Source organism: Stenotrophomonas sp. PS02301 (genome assembly GCF_029959485.1).
Classification (GTDB): Bacteria; Pseudomonadota; Gammaproteobacteria; order Xanthomonadales; family Xanthomonadaceae; genus Stenotrophomonas; species Stenotrophomonas maltophilia_Z.
In genome coordinates, this window is record NZ_JASCOO010000034.1 from 1 (window position 1) to 16,856 (window position 16,856).

A 16,856-nucleotide genomic window follows, 5' to 3' on the forward strand; every position below is an offset into this window, starting at 1 on the left:
GCCCCGGCGGTCCCGGTGGCAACCGTGGTCCGGGTGGTCCGGGCGGCAACCGTGGCCCGGGTGGCCCCGGTGCTCGTGGTCCCGGCGGCCCGGGCGGTCGCCCCGGCGGCAACCGCGGCCCGGGTGGCGGCGGTCACCGTGGTGGCGGCCCGCGCGGCGGCTGATCAGTGACACAAAAAAACCCCGGCTTCGGCCGGGGTTTTTTGTTGGGTCGGCGCGGGCGGCGATCAACCCGCTTCGGCAGAGCCCCCCCATGGGTGGCTGCGCTTCATGCCGGATAGGCCTTTCAGCCACGCATGGCGTGGCCCTACCCCCTCAACGGCGTTCGATGGTGAAGCGCCCCACCCCAATGCCCAGATCCCAGCCCTTGCCGGTCCCGGCCAGGGCCAGCGATACATCGCCCTTGGTCATCACCTGCGCATTGCTGGATTTGTCCGCGCCGGCGTGCGCTTCAACGGCCGCATAGGAACCGATCAGGTCGTTGACCGAGTAGGCACCGGAGAACTTGCCCTTGCCGTCGACGATCTTCGACTTGCCCACGGTGAGGCCGCCGCCCTTGGCGGTGATCTTGACCGGGATGCGGGTGCCGTTGTCGCACTGGATGGTGCCGGTGCCCGAGGCGGTCTTGTACAGCACCGACCAGCCGGCCAGGTTGTAGTGCAGCTCGCAATCAATGTTGCCGGCGGCCTGTGCGGCCGGGACGGCCGAGATGCCAGCCAGTGCGATCAATGCCAGGGAGAACTTCTTCATGCAGGTCCGCTCGTACTGAAGGGGTAACGAGCCGAATCTAGCAGCGCGCGCGTGTGGCGCGGATGATGCGTATCGCGCGCCTCCGGCATCCGTTCAGCCATCAACTGCGTTCCTGCAGGCTGAAGCTGTCCGCATCGAGCATCGCCGGGAAGCGCGCCCGGTGCGCGGCCAGTGCCGCCGCCGAGATCGTGGTGGTGACCACCTGCTCGCGCTCGCGTACTTCCACCTGCGGCTGGCCGAGGAAATCGATCACGGCACTGTCGCCGGCGTAATGCAGTTCGTTGCCGTCCACACCGATCCGGTTGACCGCCGCCACATAGCAGAGGTTCTCGATCGCGCGCGCGCGCAGCAGCGTCTTCCAGGCATAGGCGCGGGCCGACGGCCAGTTGGCCACGAAAATCTGCAGATCGAAATCCAGCTGGTCGGCGCGCTCGACGTTGTAGCGGTTGCGGCAGAACACCGGAAAACGCAGGTCGTAGCAGACCTGCGGATTGATCCGCCAGCCCTTCCATTCCACGCACAGGCGCTCGCGGCCGGCGGCATAGCGTTCGTGCTCGCCGCCGTAACGGAACAGGTGGCGCTTGTCGTAGTACTGCAGCCCGCCCTCCGGTGTGGCCCACAGCAAGCGGTTGTAGACGCCCTCGCCCACCCGCAGCTGCACGCTGCCGGTAACTGCCGCGCCCAGCCGGACCGCCTGCTCGCGGATCCAGGCGACGGTGGGGCCGTCCATGCCCTCGGCCTTGTCGATGGCATCGTTGGAGAAGCCACTGGTAAAGGTCTCCGGCAGGATCACCAGATCGGTCTGCCCGGCCAGCGGCGCCAGCAGTGCACCGTAATGCGCGCGATTGCCCGCCGGGTCGTGCCAGCGGGTGTCGCCCTGGATCAGGGAAACGCGCAGATCCTGCAGCTCGGTCACGTCACTCATCACAGGGCCCGCAGGCGTTCGATCGCCGCGTCCATCGTGGCGTCGTTCTTGGCAAAGCACAGGCGGACCAGACGCTGGCCGGCCGGGGCGGTCTCATAGAACGGCGACAGCGGGATCGCCGCCACGCCCTTCTCGATGGTCAGCCATTTCACGAATTCGTGGTCCGGCAGATCGCTGACGGCCGAGTAATCCACCAGCTGGAAGTAGCCTCCCGGCACCGGCAGCGGTGTCAGCCGCGTGGTCAGCAGCTGCTCGCGGAAGCGGTCGCGCTTGGCCTGGTAGAACGCGCCCAGGTCCAGATGGTGCTCGGGCTCATCGCGGATCATCGCGGCAAAGCCGTACTGGGCCGGGCCGAAGCTGGTGAAGGTGTTGTACTGATGCACCTTGCGGAACTCGGCGGTCATCGCCGGCGGCGCGATGGCATACCCGATCTTCCAGCCGGTGCAGTGGTAGGTCTTGCCGAAGCTGGAAATCACGAACGCGCGCGCGCGCAGTTCCGGATGGCGCAGCGAGGATTCGTGGCGACGGCCGTCGTAGATGATGTGCTCGTACACCTCATCGGAGATCAAGTAGATGTCGGTGCCGCGCAACACATCGGCCAGCGCCTGCATGTCGTCGGCACTGAGCATCGCGCCGGACGGGTTGTGCGGCGTATTGACCATCAGCAGGCGGGTACGCGGTGTGATCTCGGCACGCACGCGGTCCCAGTCGACCGCGAAAGTCTGCGGGTCCAGCGGCACGTGCACGGCACGCGCGCCGGCCAGGTCGATCGCCGGCTCGTAGCAGTCGTAGGCCGGGTCGAGCACGATCACTTCCTCGCCGGGACGGACCACGGCGTGGATGGCGTTGAAGATCGCCTCGGTGGCACCGCTGGTGACGGTGATCTCGGTATCCGGATCCACCTGGGCGCCGTACAGATCCAGCGACTTCTGCGCGATGGCCTGGCGCAGCGGCGCCACGCCGGTCATCGGCGGGTACTGATTCAGACCGCCCTGCATCGCGGCGATGGTTTCATCGATCAGCCGCTGCGGTGCGGAGAAATCCGGGAACCCCTGGCCAAGGTTGACCGCGCCGTGTTCGGCGGCGAGCTGGGACATCACGGTGAAGATGGTGGTGCCCACCTTGGGCAGCTTGGTTTGCGGTTGCATCGGCAGCAGGGAAAGAACCGGGAGAACTCCCAGTGTACGCAAATCATCCCGCCCGTTCCCCCGATACAATGGCGGCCCATTCCGGTGCAAAGATCCCGCCCCTTGAACGCCCCTCCGTTGCTGGCCGCGCATGGCCTTGGCTTCAGTCGCAACGACGAACCCGTCTTCGGCCCGCTGGACCTGCACGTGGATGCCGGCGAAGCCCTGCTGGTGCAGGGCGACAACGGCGCCGGCAAGACCACCCTGCTGCGGGTGCTGGCCGGCCTGCTGCGCGCCGGCAGCGGCCAGGTCGAGATCGATGGCAAGCGCGCCGGGCACAAGGAGCGCGCCAACTACGTGGCCTACCTGAGCCACCTGCCCGCGCTGAAGCCGGACCTGGACACGCTGGAGAACCTGCATTTCCTGTGCGGGCTGCACGGCCGCCGCGCCCGCCAGATGCCCGGCAACGCGCTGGCGATCGTCGGCCTGGCCGGCTATGAGGACACCTTGGTGCGGCAGCTGTCGGCCGGGCAGAAGCGCCGCCTGGCACTGGCCCGCATCTGGCTCTCGCCCGCGCCGCTATGGCTGCTTGACGAGCCGTACGCCAATCTCGATCTGGACGGCATCAACCTGGTGAACCGCATGATTTCCGCGCACCTGCGCAGCGGCGGTGCCGCCCTGGTCACCACCCACGGCGCGTATGCCGCGCCACCGGTGCGTACGCGCCTGCTGACCCTGGGAGCGGCGGCATGATCGCCCCGGGTACCGAACCGGGTCTGTGGCAGACCGCAAGGGCGCTGGTCGGCCGCGACATGCGCCTGCTCTGGCGCCGCCGCGGCGATGCGTTGCAGCCGTTGCTGTTCGCGTTGCTGGTGGTGGTGCTGTTCGCATTGGCACTGGGCCGCGACCCCGAGGCGATGGCACGCGTCGCCGCCGCCGTGATGTGGCTGGCGGTGCTGCTGGCCGGCCAACTGGCCCTGGATTCACTGTTCCGCAGCGACGCCGAAGATGGCTCGCTGGAGCAATGGCTGCTGGCCCCGGTGCCGCTGGCCTGGCTGGTGCTGGTGAGGGTGCTGGTGCACTGGCTCACCACCGCGCTGCCGCTGATCGTGATGTCGCCGCTGCTGGCGGAAATGCTGCATCTGCCGCATGACCAGCTGCCAATGTTGCTGGCATCGTTGCTGCTGGGAACGCCGCTGCTGAGCCTGATCGGCGGGGTGGTCGCCGCGCTGACGGTCGGCATCCGGCGCTCTGGTATTCTCGTGGCGCTGCTGGCCCTGCCGCTGTATGTGCCGGTGCTGGTGTTCGGCGCGGGCAGTGTGGCGGCGGTCGCCCGCGGCCAGGACCCGATCGGCGCGCTGCTGATGCTGGGCGCCGGGCTGGTGGTGGCGCTCGTGCTGGCCCCGCTGGCGACGGCCGCGGCGATCCGCATCTCGCTGAGTTGAGCGGTATGGCGTACTGTCGGTGGCGTGCGCTGCGTTGTGAGCGTCACCTGCCTCCGCGTCATCCGTTACCGAGCCACTCCACGTCCGTTCCATCGTCGCCCTTCGTTGGATAGCCACTGCCGCATGCACCCGATCGTCCGCTGGTTCCACCAACTCGGTTCGCCGCCCACCTTCGACCGCTTTGCCGCGCGCTGGTCGCGGGTGTTCTACCTGGCGGCGGTGCCGGTGCTGCTGGTCGGCATCTGGCAGGCGCTGGCCGTGGTGCCGGCCGATTCCAAGCAGCTGGACAGCTTCCGCATTCTCTACATCCACGTGCCGAGCGCGTGGATGAGCCTGTTCGTGTTCGCGCTGATGGCGCTGTACGCGGCGATCGCGCTGATCTGGCGGATCAAGACCTGCGAAATCCTGGCAATGGCCTGTGCCCCGCTCGGCGCTGGCTTCACCCTGATCACCCTGCTCACCGGCAGCATCTGGGGCAAGCCGACCTGGGGCACCTGGTGGGACTGGGACCCGCGCATGACCACCGAGCTGATCCTGCTGTTCCTGTACCTGGGCGTGATCGGCCTGTACCACGCCATCGAGGACCGCCGCAGCGCCGCGCGCGCAGCGGGCCTGCTGGCCATCGTCGGGGTGAGCCTGCTGCCGGTGATCCGCTATTCCGTGGAATGGTGGGGCAGCCTGCACCAGGGCCAGACCATCCGCCTGTTCGGCGCGTCCACGCTGGATGCCAGCATGGCGCTGCCACTGTGGCTGATGGTGATCGGCACCAAGCTGTGGTTCGCCGGCTCGCTGCTGGCCAAGGCCCGCGCCGACAACCTGCTGCGCGAGGCCGGCAAGGCCTGGGTCGCCGCTGGCACCCGTGCCCCGCTGGAGGACAGCCGCCCGTGACCCATCTGCCTTATGTGATCGCCGCCTACGCGGTGTTCGTGCTGGTACTCGGCAGCGATGCCATCGGCTCCTGGCTGCGCCTGCGCTGGGCGCGCCGCCTGGCCGCGCGCCGCCAGCAGCGCCAGCAGGCCCGCACTGCAGCAGGCAGCGCACCGCCGCTGGCGCCGGAGCTGACCCGATGAATCCGGTCCGGCGTCGTCGCCTGCTCTGGGTGATGCTGCTGGTGCTCGCCTCCGGCCTGGCGACCGCGCTGGTCGCGATGGCCCTGCAGCGCAATATCGCCTACCTCTATACCCCCTCCGAAGTGCTGCGCGGCGATGCCGGCGATCACGCCCGGTTCCGCCTGGGCGGCATGGTGGTCAAAGGGTCGCTGCAGCGCGCGCCCGGTTCGCTGGATGCGCACTTCGTGGTCACCGATGGTGACGCGACCCTGCCGGTGATCACCTCGCGGATCCTCCCGGACCTGTTCGCCGAAGGCACTGCCGTGGTCGCCACCGGGCGCCTGCAGGACGGCCGTTTCGTTGCCGAAGAAGTGCTGGCCAAGCACGACGAGACCTACATGCCCAAGGAAGTGGCCGACAAGATGGGGCAGGCGCATATCAAACACGATGTGCCCGTGCCGGCGCCGGAGACGTACTGAGTGCTGCCGGAACTGGGGCAGATCCTGCTGGTCACCGCACTGTTGATGGCCGTGCTGCAGACCGTACTGCCGCTGTGGGGCGCCCATCGTGGCCGCGCCGCGTGGATGGCGGTGGCGCGACCGGCGGCCTACGCGCAGCTGGCGCTGCTGCTGGGGGCGTTCGGCGTGCTGACAGCGGCGTTCGTCACCCAGGATTTCTCGGTGCGCTATGTGGCGGAGAATTCCAACTCGCTGCTGCCACTGGCCTACCGCTACTCGGCGGTGTGGGGCGCGCATGAAGGCTCCCTGCTGCTGTGGGCGCTGGTGCTGGCGCTGTGGTGCGGCGCCGTCGCGCTGTGGTCCAAGCGCCTGCCGGCCGAGGTGTCCGCCCGCGTACTGGGCGTGCTTGGCATCATCAGCATCGGCTTTCTCGCCTTCCTGATCTTCACCTCCAACCCGTTCGCGCGGCTGCTCCCGGCGCCGCTGGAAGGACGCGACCTCAATCCGCTGCTGCAGGATCCCGGGCTGATCATCCACCCGCCGATGCTGTACATCGGGTACGTGGGCTTCGCGGTGCCGTTCGCGTTCGCGATCGCCGCGCTGCTGGAAGGGCGCGTGGATGCGCGCTGGCTGCGCTGGACCCGGCCGTGGACCAATGTGGCCTGGGGCTTTCTGACCATCGGCATCGCACTGGGCAGCTGGTGGGCGTATTACGAACTGGGCTGGGGCGGCTGGTGGTTCTGGGATCCGGTCGAGAACGCCAGCTTCATGCCGTGGCTGGCCGGTGCGGCACTGATTCATTCGCAGGCGGTTACCGAGAAACGCGGCAGCTTCGCCAGCTGGACGCTGCTGCTGGCCATCGCCGCGTTCGCACTGTCGCTGCTCGGCACCTTCCTGGTGCGCTCGGGCGTGCTGACCAGCGTGCACTCGTTCGCGGCCGATCCCTCGCGCGGCACCTTCATCCTGATCTTCCTGGCGCTGGTGATCGGCGGTGCGCTGCTGCTGTACGCGCTGCGGGCTGGCGCGCTGACCAGCGAGGATCCGCGCCGCGGCTTCCTGCCGACCTCGCGCGAGACCCTGCTGCTGGCCAACAACCTGCTGCTGGCCGCCGCCTGCGGCATGGTGCTGCTCGGCACGCTGTATCCGCTGCTGGCCGATGCGTTGGGCCTGGGCAAGGTCTCGGTCGGGCCGCCCTACTTCGGCACGCTGTTCGTGGTGTTGATGGCGCCGCTGGTGGCGCTGCTGCCGTTCGGGCCGCTGGTCAACTGGCAGCGCGACCAGGCCTCGCGGCGGTTGGCGATGCTGGCACCGTGGGCCGGGCTGGCGCTGCTGCTGGGCGTGATCGCGTACTTCATGGCGCCGCAGGGCGCGTTGAAGACCGCTGCCGGCGTGACCGGTGCGGCCTGGGTCGCGTTCGGTACCGGGCGCTTCGTGTGGACCCGCCTGCGCGGCAACGGCAGGTTCACTGCCGAGATGATCGGCATGCTGCTGGCCCATGGCGGCGTGGCCGTGTTCCTGGCCGGCGCACTGCTGGTGGAAGCGTTGAACGTGCAGCGCGAAGTCGCGCTCGCCCCCGGGCAGTCGCTGGTGGTCGGCACCTACGAAGTGCGCTTCGAAGGCGTGGACCATCAGCAAGGCCCGAACTACGTCGCCGATCGCGGCCACCTGCGCGTGTTCCAGCACGACCGCCAGCTGGCGCTGCTGCATCCGGAAAAACGCCTGTACGCCAGTGGCGGGCAGGTGATGACCGAGGCCGGCATCCACGCCCGCCTCAACGGCGATGTTTACGTGGCACTCGGCGAATCGCTGGGCAACAATGCATGGGCCGTGCGCGTGCACATCAAACCGTTCGTCCGCTGGGTCTGGCTGGGCGCGCTGCTGATGGCACTGGGTGGCTTCGTCACCGCCGCCGATCGTCGTTTCCGTCGTCCCTAGGAGTTTCCCGTGTCCGATCCCCGCCCCGCCCCCCGCCCGCTGCCGCCCGTGGCCATCGTCATCGGGGTGCTGTTCTTCTTCGGGCTGCTGGGGCTGATGATCTACGGGGTGATGAAATCCGGCGCGCCGGACCGCGATGTCCTGCCCTCGGCACTGATCGGCAAGCCCGCACCGGCCTTCGAGCTGCCGGTGCTGCACGACCCGCACATCAAGGTCAGCAGCGCCGAACTGCGCGGCGCCCCCTACGTGCTCAACGTGTGGGGCAGCTGGTGCGCGGCCTGCCGCGATGAACACCCGATCCTGACCAGGTTCGCCGAAACCAAGCGCGTGCGCGTGATCGGCTACAACTGGAAGGACGAGCCGGCCGATGCCCTGCGTTGGCTGGAACAGCTGGGCAATCCGTTCGTGCTGGTGCTGAGCGACATCGAAGGCCGCACCGCGATCGACTGGGGCGTCACCGCCGCGCCGGAGACCTTCCTGGTCGATGCCAGTGGCGTGGTGCGCTGGAAGTACAGTGGCGCGCTCAGCCAGCGCGTGATCGATACCCAGCTGATCCCGGAACTGGAAAAGGTGGAGCGTGCCAATGCCCAGCCGCAGCTGCCCGCCTCGCCGTAAGCGCAGGATCCACGGGCCCGGCGCGGCGCTGCTCGCGCTGTCGCTCGCCATGGCCTCGCCGGTGATGGCGCAGGCCGTCTCCGACCCGACTCCGTTGCAGTACCGCGACGCCGCCGAGGAAGCCCGCTTCCACGCGCTGGCCGCCGAGCTGCGCTGCGTGCAGTGCCAGAACCAGTCGCTGGCCGATTCCAATGCGCAGATCGCGCACGACCTGCGCCGCGAAGTGCTGGTGCTGATGCAGCAGGGCAACAGCGATGCGCAGATCAAGCAGTTCCTGGTCGATCGCTATGGCGAGTTCGTGCTGTACCGGCCGCCGATGGAAGCACGCAATGCGCTGCTCTGGTTCGGGCCGCCGGTGGCGCTGCTGCTCGGCGCGGGCGTGCTGGTCTGGGTGGTGCGCCGTCGCAGCCGCGGGATCGAACCGATGGACAAGAGCGAGGAGCGCTGGTGAGCCTTTGGATGGCCCTGAGTGCCGCGGTCGTCGCCGCTGCCGTGGCGGCACGCGTGCTGTGGCCGCTGCGTGCAGGCGGCCAACGCCGCCCCTTCGTGATCGCGATGCTGGCCCTTGGGTTGGCCGGTGGCGCGCTGTACCTGCTGGTCGGCACGCCGGATGCCGCCGAGCGGACGGCGGCCAGCGACGAGCCTGCCACGCTGGAGGATGGCGTGCAGGCGCTGCAACAGGCGCTGGCGAAAGACCCGCAGCGCGCCGATGGCTGGGCTCTGCTTGGCCGCTCGCAGCTGGCCCTGGGCAAGCTGGCCGAGGCCACGGCCGCGTTTGACCGCGCGGTGCAACTCGCCCCGGACGACCCCGGCGTGCTGGTCGAAGCGGCGCAGGCGCGCGCACAGGCCGCGCCGGGCAAACAATTCGATGACCAGGCCCTGCAATGGCTGCGTCACGCCAACGCACTCGCGCCGGAGAGCGAACGCGCCGGCTGGCTGATCGGCATTGCCCTGCGCCAGCGCGGGCAGGACGCCGAAGCGGCGGCCGCCTGGGAAGCGCTTCTGCCACGCCTGGAGCCGGGCGCGGCGCGCGCGTTGCGCCAGCAGATCGCCATCGCCCGCGGCACTGCCGGGCTGCCGCCCATGACCGGAACCTCCGTCCCTGCGGCGGCGGGCAACCACGCCCTCACGGTGCAGGTCCGGTTCGCACCCGGAACCACGTTGGATCCCGCGTTGGCCAACGCGAGCGTGTTCGTGATCGCGCGCGCACCCGATGGCCCGCCGATGCCGATCGCGGTGCAGAAGCATCCGGCCAGCCAGGTGCCGCTGCTGGTCACCCTTGGCGATGGCGACAGCCCGATGCCGACCAGCACGCTCTCGCAGGTGCAGGAGGTTGAGGTCATTGCGCGGCTGTCGCGTTCGGGCCAGGCCAACCGCCAGCCGGACGATCTGGAAACCACGCCGGTACGGGTGCGTCTGCCGCATGCCGGGCCGGTGCCCCTGGTGTTTGATCGCCCATGACCGATGCGCGGCCGCGACGCAGCGTGCCGCTCACCACTACGGCGCCATCGCGGCGCCCGGCTAAACTGCGCGCATGACTGAATTCATTCCCCCCGGCACCCGTTATCACGCCCTGCCCTCGCCGTTCGCGTTCAAGCGTGGCGGTGAACTACGCGGTGCGCACGTTGCCTATGAGACCTGGGGCACGCTCGCGGCCGATGCCGGCAATGCAGTATTGATCGTCACCGGGCTCTCCCCCGATGCGCATGCCGCGGCCAACGCCGACAACCCTGCCGCCGGCTGGTGGGAGGCGATGGTTGGCCCAGGCAAGCCGATCGATACCGACCGCTGGTTCGTGATCTGCGTGAACTCGCTGGGCAGCTGCAAAGGCTCCACCGGGCCGGCCAGTCTCGATCCGGCGACGGGCGAACTGTATGGTCTGCGCTTCCCCGAACTGTCCATCGAAGATGGCGCGCGGGCGGCGGTGGAGGTGGTGCGCGCCTTGGGCGTGACCGAACTGGCCTGCGTGATCGGCAACTCGATGGGCGGGATGACCGCGTTGGCCCTGCTGATGCTGCACCCGGGCCTCGCGCGCAGCCATATCAATATTTCCGGCAGTGCCCAGGCGCTGCCGTTCTCCATCGCGATCCGCTCGCTGCAACGCGAGGCGATCCGGCTTGATCCGCAGTGGAATGGCGGGCGCTATACCGACCAGGCCTACCCGGAATCGGGCATGCGCATGGCGCGCAAGCTCGGCGTGATCACCTACCGCTCCGCACTGGAGTGGGACGGCCGTTTCGGCCGCGTGCGGCTGGATTCGGACCAGGCCGATGACGATCCGTTCGGCCTGGAGTTCCAGGTCGAAAGCTATCTGGAAGGCCATGCCCGCCGCTTCGTGCGCTTCTTCGATCCCAACTGCTATCTGTACCTGAGCCGCTCGATGGACTGGTTCGACCTGGCCGAATATGCCGACGGCGACGTCATGGCCGGGCTGGCGAAGATCCAGGTGGGCAAGGCGCTGGCGATCGGCGCCAACACCGACATCCTGTTCCCGGTGCAGCAGCAACAGCAGATCGCCGAGGGCCTGCGCGCCGGCGGTGCCGATGCGCAGTTCATCGGGCTGGATTCGCCGCAGGGGCACGATGCGTTCCTGGTGGATGTCGCGCGGTTCGGGCCGGCGGTCAGCGGTTTCCTGTCTTCACTCTGAGTTTACCCATGCGCCTTCAAGGAAAGATCAGCGAGTGGAACGAGGCGCGCGGATTCGGCTTCGTGCAGCCCAATGGCGGCGGCGAGCGATGCTTCGTACATATCCGCGCATTCTCGGCACGCGATCGACGCCCGGTACTGGGCGATGTAATCACCTATGACGTGCAGACCGATGCGCAGGGGCGCCGCAACGCGGGCGCGGTGCGGTTTGCGCTGGACCGCGATGGGGGCCGCCCTGCTGCACGCGCTGCGGTGCGGGGTGCGGGGCCGGATCGATTGCCACGTACGGCCATCGCGCTGGTGTTCCTCGCAGGCCTCATTGCCGTGGCGATGTGGCAGCACTGGCCGACGTGGGTACCGGGTGCCTACCTCGCCCTGAGCGTGGTGACATACCTCTGGTATTGGCATGACAAATCCGCCGCCCGGAATGATCGCCAGCGCACACCGAAAAGCACGCTGCAGGGCCTGGCCCTGCTGGGCGGTTGGCCGGGTGCGTTGATGGCGCAGGCCGTGCTGCGCCACAAGAACCGCAAGGCCTCCTTCCAGCGAGTGTTCTGGGTGGCGGTAGTGATCAACATAGCGCCGCTGGGCTGGCTGATCCACAACGGCAGCATCCCAGGGTAGATCCACGCCATGCGTGGATGCTTTACACGCTGCGTGCGGATCGCCCTCGCCGCTACCCTTCCAACCGCCCATCCCGCAAACGATAGCTGCGATGCACGATGCCCTCCGGCAGTTCGTCGTGGGTGATCATCAACAGACTGCGGTTGCCCAGCGCCGCCACCATGTCCTGCAACAGCGCATGCGCGGTATCCACATCCAGGCCTTCGGTGGGCTCATCCAGCAACAGGATCGGTGCGTCACGCAGCAGCGCGCGCGCCAGCGCCAGGCGCCGTGCCTGCCCGGCTGACATGGTCGCGCCGTTCTCGCCCACCCACGCCGCCAACCCACCGATCTGCTCGGCCCACGCGTGCAGACGGACCTCCGCCAGTACCTGCCACAATCGTGCATCGCTGGCCTGTGCATCGCCGAGCCGCAGGTTGTCCGCCACGGTGCCAGCGAACACCGGCGCGTTCTGCGGGAGCCAGGCGATCTGACGGTGCCAGTCGGCCTGCGCGACACTGCGGATATCCGCATCGCCGTAACGCACGCTGCCGGCCTCCGGATCCCATAGTCGCAGCAGCAGCGAGGACAGCGTGGTCTTGCCACTGCCGCTGTCACCGCGGATCGCGATCCGTTCGCCCGGTGCGAGTTCCAGTTGCACATGGTCCAGCAACACGCGCGCCTGGCCGGGCCAACGGAACACCACGTGATCGAATCGCAGCGTTGCGGGCACGGATGGCACAGCCACCGGCGCGGCGGCTTCCACCACGCCCGGCGCCTGATCCACGATCGCCTCCAGCCGCACCGCGGCGACGCGGCCGGACAACCACGATTGCCAGGCCAGCCCGATCCCGGCCCACAGCTCCAGCAGTGCGACGGTCAGGAACACCAGTGCCGCCGCCAGCGCGGCATCCACGCTGCCACGCTCGAACGCATGCAGGGCCAGCCACAGCATCGCCACCAAGCCACCCGCGCCACACAGACCATGCAGCGCATTGCCACTGATCAAGCGCCAGCGGCGACGCTTGTCACGCGACTTCAGCTGTTTGGCTGCCACCAGCACGCGCTGGTTCCAATGCTCGCGCGCCTGCAGCGCAGCAAGATCGGCCGCGCCTTCCAGCCCTTCGAAGGATTGGGTACGCAACTGCGCACGGTGCAGCGCGCGGTCGCGCTCCTGGTCGGCGGCGCCACGCACGGTCAGCCACGGCACGCCCACCCCGATCAGCAAGGCGAGCACCGCCAGCAGCCCGGCCGCCGGCAGATAGATGATGCCGGCCGACACCACCGCCACCAGCGAGATACCACCGAGCGCCAGCAGCGGGCCGATCGCACGCACCAGCAGGCCATCGACCTCGCCGATATCGGACATCAGCCGCGCCAGCAGTTCACCGGTGCGTACACCGGCCAGACGCGCCGGTGCCAGCGGCAGCGCGCGACGGAAGAACCACACCCGTAGATCGCGCGCGATGCGCAGGGTGACATCGTGGCCGACCAGTTTTTCGAAATAGCGCGACACGATGCGCGCCATGGTCAGCCCGCGGATTCCCGCCGAGGGCGAGAAGAAGTTGAAGCCGTTGCCGAGCCCGGCCGCACCGGCCAAGGCGGCGGCGGTGAGGAAACCACCGGACAACCCGAGCAGCGCGGTGCCGGCCAGCATCGTCGTCCACAGCAGCAACACGGTCAGCAGCAGGCGGCCGCGATGCCGGGCGAACACACCCTTCAGCGAATCGATGTGCGCGGCCTTCATGGCGTTAGCTCCGAGGCCAGGCGCGCGCCGCCGGCGGTCAAGGTCAGGCGGGTGTCTGCCCAGCGCATCGCGGTCTCGCTGTGCGTGGCGATCACCACGCTGCGCCCACGTGCGAACGCGGCCAGGGTACGCAGGAGATCGGCTTCGGTATCGGGATCGAGGAAGGCGGTCGGCTCATCGAGCAGCAGCAGTTGCGGATCGCGCAGCAACAGCCGCGCCAAGCCGATACGGCGCGCTTCGCCACCGGACAATCCGAAGCCGCGCTCACCGATCACGGTGTCCAGCCCCTGTGGCAGTGCGGCGGCGAAGCGCATCACCTGGGCAGCCTCGGCCACGGCACGCAGGTGCGCATCGCTCGCGCCCGGTGCGGCCAGGCGCAGGTTGTCGGCGATCGTGCCGTGGAACAGATAGGGGCGCTGCCCGGCATAGCCCACGTCCAACCCGGGGCGCAGCACGATGCTGCCCTCGCGCGGGGGCAGCCACCCGGCCAGTGCTTCCAGCAACGTGCTTTTGCCACTGCCGCTGGGGCCGACCAGCGCCACCCGTTGCCCAGGCTCGATCTGGAACGAGAGCTGCTGCACCACATCGTGGTGCGCACCCAGTGGTCGCAGGCTCACCCCGCGTACGACCACCGGAGGGGCACGCTGTTCCAGCAGTTCCGGAGCGCGCGCACTCGCAGGCGGTGCCTCCTCGGCTATGGGGGCCTCCGGCAAGTCGCCGAGCAGCCGCTCTACTTCGGCCGCCGCGGCCAGCGCGTTGGCGCGGTCGTGGTAATGCGCCGCCAAGCGCCGCAGCGGTGCATAGAACTCCGGTGCCAGCAGCAGGCAGAACATGCCCACGCCCAGCGTCGGCACCTGCGCATGCAACGACATCAGGCCGAGATAGCTCAGGCCCAGATACAACGCGACCATCGCCACGCTGACCGACGCGAAGAACTCCAGCACTGTCGAAGAGAGGAAGGCGATCCGCAGCACTTTCAAGGTGCGCTCACGCACGCCTTCGGCCGCCGTGGCCACACCGTCCAGCTCGGCCTCGCCCCGCCCGTACAGGCGCAGCAGGCCGAGCCCCTTGATGCGATCAGCGAAGTGGCCGCTCATCCGCGCCAGTTCGCCCAGCTGCGCGCGGCCGGCGGCTTCAGCGCCCCAACCGACCAGCATCATGAAGAACGGCACCAGCGGCGCGGTGAACAAGAGAATCAGCGCGATCACCCAATCGGTCCAGGCCACGGCGATGGCGATCAGCAGCGGAACCACCACCACTTCGATGCGGACCGGCTGGTAACCGGCGTAATAATTCTCGATCGCATCGGCATGGGCGAGCATCAGTTCGCCGAGTTCGCCGGTGCGTTGCTGGCGCAGCCACAGGGGCCCGCGCCCCAGCAGCCGCTGATAAACCCGTTCACGCAGCGCCAGCCGCGCCGCATCGGCGACCTCACCGGCCGCCGCCTGGGTCGCACTCCCCAACAGGGTGCGGATGCCCAGCACCGCCAGCAAGCCCAGCAGCACGGGCGTGGCGTCGGCCAGGGGGCGGTGATCGACCAGCACCGCCTGGATCAACCAGGCGATGGCGGCCGCCTGCCCGATCAGCAGGGCGCCGGACAGGCAGATGCAGATCGCCGCCAAGCGCTGCTTGCCGCGGGCGGCCGCCGCCAGCCCACCCAGCCAGTGCAGGCGACGGCGGCGCAGGGCGGTTGTCTCAACAATGGTCGCGTCGGGGGGTATGCTCAAAACAAGTCACTGGCGGCCACAGGGAGGTTCCGTCGATTGTAGTAGGTGCTGGCCCCGCCCCCGTGCGGCCAGCGGTCGCAGGGGCGGGATGGCCTACGATCCCCGTGCGAGTGCGTTTGTACATTGATCTGAATCAAGGCTGTTTGAAGTTGCTGGTCACAGAATTCACCCCGTAGACCCCCCTTCCCGCCACCTGAAACGGCAAAACCCAACGAGGTAGCCAGGCCATGATTGATCAGACAGTCGTAGAACTGTCGCGGCTGCAATTCGCTCTGACCGCGATGTACCACTTCCTTTTCGTTCCCCTCACGCTTGGCCTGTCCTTCATGGTGGCCATCATGGAGAGCGTCTATGTCATGACCCGCAAGCAGGTCTGGCGCCAGATGACGCTGTTCTGGGGCACGTTGTTCGGCATCAACTTCGCCATCGGCGTCGCCACCGGCATCGTGATGGAATTCCAGTTCGGCATGAACTGGTCGTATTACAGCCACTACGTCGGCGACATCTTCGGCGCACCGCTGGCGATCGAAGGCCTGATGGCGTTCTTCCTGGAAGCGACCTTCATCGGTCTGTTCTTCTTCGGCTGGAAGCGCCTGAGCCCGGTCAAGCACCTCACCGTGACCTGGCTGATGGCCCTGGGCACCAACCTCTCGGCGGTGTGGATCCTGATCGCCAACGGCTGGATGCAGAACCCGACCGGCGCGATCTTCAACCCGGAAACGATGCGCATGGAGGTGGTGGATTTCGCCGCCGTGCTGTTCAACCCGGTGGCCCAGGCCAAGTTCGTGCATACGGTCAGTGCCGGCTACGTGACCGGTGCGGTGTTCGTGATGTCGATCAGCGCCCTGTTCCTGCTGCGCAACAAGCACAAGGACATGGCACGCCGTTCCTTCGCGGTGGCGGCCGCCTTCGGCCTGCTGTCCTCGCTGTCGGTGGTGGTGCTGGGTGACGAAAGCGGCTATGCCGCCAGCGAACACCAGAAGATGAAGCTGGCCGCGATCGAAGCGATGTGGGAAACCGAGCGTGCGCCGGCCGACTTCACCGCCTTCGGCATTCCGAACCAGACCACCCAGCAGAACGATTACGCGATCAAGATCCCTTACCTGATGGGCCTGATCGCCACCCGTTCGCTGGACCAGCCGATCCCGGGCATCCTGGAGCTGGTGGGGCGCGCCGAGAACCGCATCCGCGGCGGGCAGCTGGCCTACGGTGCGCTGGAACGCGTGCGCAAGGACAAGAACGACATCGAAGCGCGCGAGATGTTCGACCGCCATTGGCAGGATCTGGGCCACGGCCTGCTGCTCAAGCGCTATCGCGAAGACATCCTCAACGCCACCCCGGAAGAAATCTCCAAGGCCGCGATGGATACCGTGCCGCGGGTCGCCCCGCTGTTCTGGACCTTCCGCATCATGGCCGGGCTGGGCTTCTACCTGATCGCCTTCTTCGCGCTGGCCTTCTACTACTCGTGCCGCCACAACTTCCAGGACAAGCGCTGGTTCCTCAAGCTTGCCCTGTGGTCGCTGCCGGCGCCGTGGATCGCGATCGAATGCGGTTGGTTCGTGGCCGAGTACGGTCGCCAGCCGTGGGCGGTGGACGGCGTGCTGCCGACCTTCTACGCCGCCTCGGGCCTGGCCCTGCATGAAATCCTGACCACGTTGGCCGTGTTCACCGCGCTGTACACGGTGCTGTTGATCATCGAAGTGAAGCTGATGCTCAAGGCGATCCGCAAGGGCCCGGACGACATCCTGCCGTCGCTGCAGGCTGCAGCCACGTCCCTTTCCCCCAATGCCGCTGCGCCGACCCACGGTCGGGCGTAAGGCAGGAGAACC

General features: G+C 68.2%; 17 protein-coding genes. 12 read left to right on the top strand and 5 right to left on the bottom strand.

The genetic code is table 11. The features are described 5' to 3' along the window. Positions 1–315: 315 nt before the first annotated feature. From QMX81_RS10415 to QMX81_RS10425, 3 genes are all read right to left on the bottom strand, one after another. Positions 316–750 carry a hypothetical protein gene (locus QMX81_RS10415; RefSeq protein ID WP_282261212.1) on the bottom strand — a complete coding sequence of 145 codons (435 nt, stop codon included), beginning with the start codon at positions 748–750 and terminating at the stop codon, positions 316–318. Between the two features lie 100 nt (positions 751–850). Continuing rightward, positions 851–1,657: an amidohydrolase gene (locus QMX81_RS10420; protein WP_282261261.1), complete on the bottom strand. Its 807-nt coding sequence runs from the start codon at positions 1,655–1,657 to the stop codon at positions 851–853. Positions 1,658–1,674: 17 nt separating this feature from the next. Next, on the bottom strand, positions 1,675–2,823 hold the full coding sequence (locus QMX81_RS10425; RefSeq protein WP_282261213.1) for a pyridoxal phosphate-dependent aminotransferase: 1,149 nt from the start codon (positions 2,821–2,823) through the stop codon (positions 1,675–1,677). Between the two features lie 102 nt (positions 2,824–2,925). On the opposite strand from QMX81_RS10425, the gene ccmA reads away from it, so the two are divergent. From ccmA to QMX81_RS10480, 11 genes are all read left to right on the top strand, one after another. Continuing rightward, on the top strand, positions 2,926–3,555 hold the full coding sequence (ccmA, locus tag QMX81_RS10430; protein ID WP_088434712.1) for a heme ABC exporter ATP-binding protein CcmA: 630 nt from the start codon (positions 2,926–2,928) through the stop codon (positions 3,553–3,555). Next, entirely contained in the window at positions 3,552–4,247 is a 696-nt protein-coding gene (ccmB, locus tag QMX81_RS10435; protein ID WP_121038121.1) for a heme exporter protein CcmB, read from the top strand. Before ccmA ends, ccmB begins: the two co-directional genes overlap by 4 nt. A 123-nt stretch (positions 4,248–4,370) precedes the next feature. After that, positions 4,371–5,135 carry a heme ABC transporter permease CcmC gene (gene ccmC / locus QMX81_RS10440; protein WP_121038124.1) on the top strand — a complete coding sequence of 255 codons (765 nt, stop codon included), beginning with the start codon at positions 4,371–4,373 and terminating at the stop codon, positions 5,133–5,135. Then, the gene (ccmD, locus tag QMX81_RS10445; RefSeq protein ID WP_019182865.1) at positions 5,132–5,317 is read left to right on the top strand and encodes a heme exporter protein CcmD; all 186 of its coding nucleotides are present in this window, start codon (positions 5,132–5,134) and stop codon (positions 5,315–5,317) included. The genes ccmC and ccmD overlap by 4 nt, the downstream gene beginning before the upstream one ends. Then, positions 5,314–5,775, top strand: coding sequence for a cytochrome c maturation protein CcmE (gene ccmE, locus QMX81_RS10450; protein WP_121038127.1), 462 nt, complete (start codon positions 5,314–5,316; stop codon positions 5,773–5,775). Before ccmD ends, ccmE begins: the two co-directional genes overlap by 4 nt. Further along, on the top strand, positions 5,776–7,689 hold the full coding sequence (locus QMX81_RS10455) for a heme lyase CcmF/NrfE family subunit (RefSeq protein WP_121038130.1): 1,914 nt from the start codon (positions 5,776–5,778) through the stop codon (positions 7,687–7,689). It abuts the gene before it with no gap. 39 nt (positions 7,690–7,728) lie between these two features. After that, a complete protein-coding gene (locus tag QMX81_RS10460; RefSeq protein WP_282261263.1) occupies positions 7,729–8,304 on the top strand; it encodes a DsbE family thiol:disulfide interchange protein in 576 nt (191 codons plus the stop codon). 49 nt (positions 8,305–8,353) lie between these two features. After that, positions 8,354–8,755: a cytochrome c-type biogenesis protein gene (locus QMX81_RS10465; RefSeq protein WP_121041136.1), complete on the top strand. Its 402-nt coding sequence runs from the start codon at positions 8,354–8,356 to the stop codon at positions 8,753–8,755. Next, entirely contained in the window at positions 8,752–9,765 is a 1,014-nt protein-coding gene (locus QMX81_RS10470) for a tetratricopeptide repeat protein (protein WP_282261227.1), read from the top strand. The genes QMX81_RS10465 and QMX81_RS10470 overlap by 4 nt, the downstream gene beginning before the upstream one ends. A gap of 73 nt (positions 9,766–9,838) precedes the next feature. Then, positions 9,839–10,951, top strand: coding sequence for a homoserine O-acetyltransferase (locus QMX81_RS10475; protein ID WP_282261229.1), 1,113 nt, complete (start codon positions 9,839–9,841; stop codon positions 10,949–10,951). A gap of 8 nt (positions 10,952–10,959) precedes the next feature. Then, on the top strand, positions 10,960–11,574 hold the full coding sequence (locus QMX81_RS10480) for a cold shock and DUF1294 domain-containing protein (protein WP_282261230.1): 615 nt from the start codon (positions 10,960–10,962) through the stop codon (positions 11,572–11,574). A 52-nt stretch (positions 11,575–11,626) separates the two neighbouring features. On the opposite strand, the gene cydC is transcribed toward QMX81_RS10480, so the two are convergent. Both cydC and cydD read right to left on the bottom strand, forming a co-directional pair. Then, positions 11,627–13,300, bottom strand: a complete 1,674-nt coding sequence (gene cydC / locus QMX81_RS10485) for a thiol reductant ABC exporter subunit CydC (RefSeq protein WP_152152708.1) — start codon at positions 13,298–13,300, stop codon at positions 11,627–11,629. Continuing rightward, on the bottom strand, positions 13,297–15,027 hold the full coding sequence (gene cydD / locus QMX81_RS10490; RefSeq protein ID WP_282261234.1) for a thiol reductant ABC exporter subunit CydD: 1,731 nt from the start codon (positions 15,025–15,027) through the stop codon (positions 13,297–13,299). Before cydD ends, cydC begins: the two co-directional genes overlap by 4 nt. Positions 15,028–15,254: 227 nt before the next feature. Here cydD and QMX81_RS10495 point away from each other — a divergent pair, with 227 nt between their 5' ends. After that, positions 15,255–16,844: a cytochrome ubiquinol oxidase subunit I gene (locus QMX81_RS10495; protein WP_152152712.1), complete on the top strand. Its 1,590-nt coding sequence runs from the start codon at positions 15,255–15,257 to the stop codon at positions 16,842–16,844. Positions 16,845–16,856: the final 12 nt, after the last annotated feature.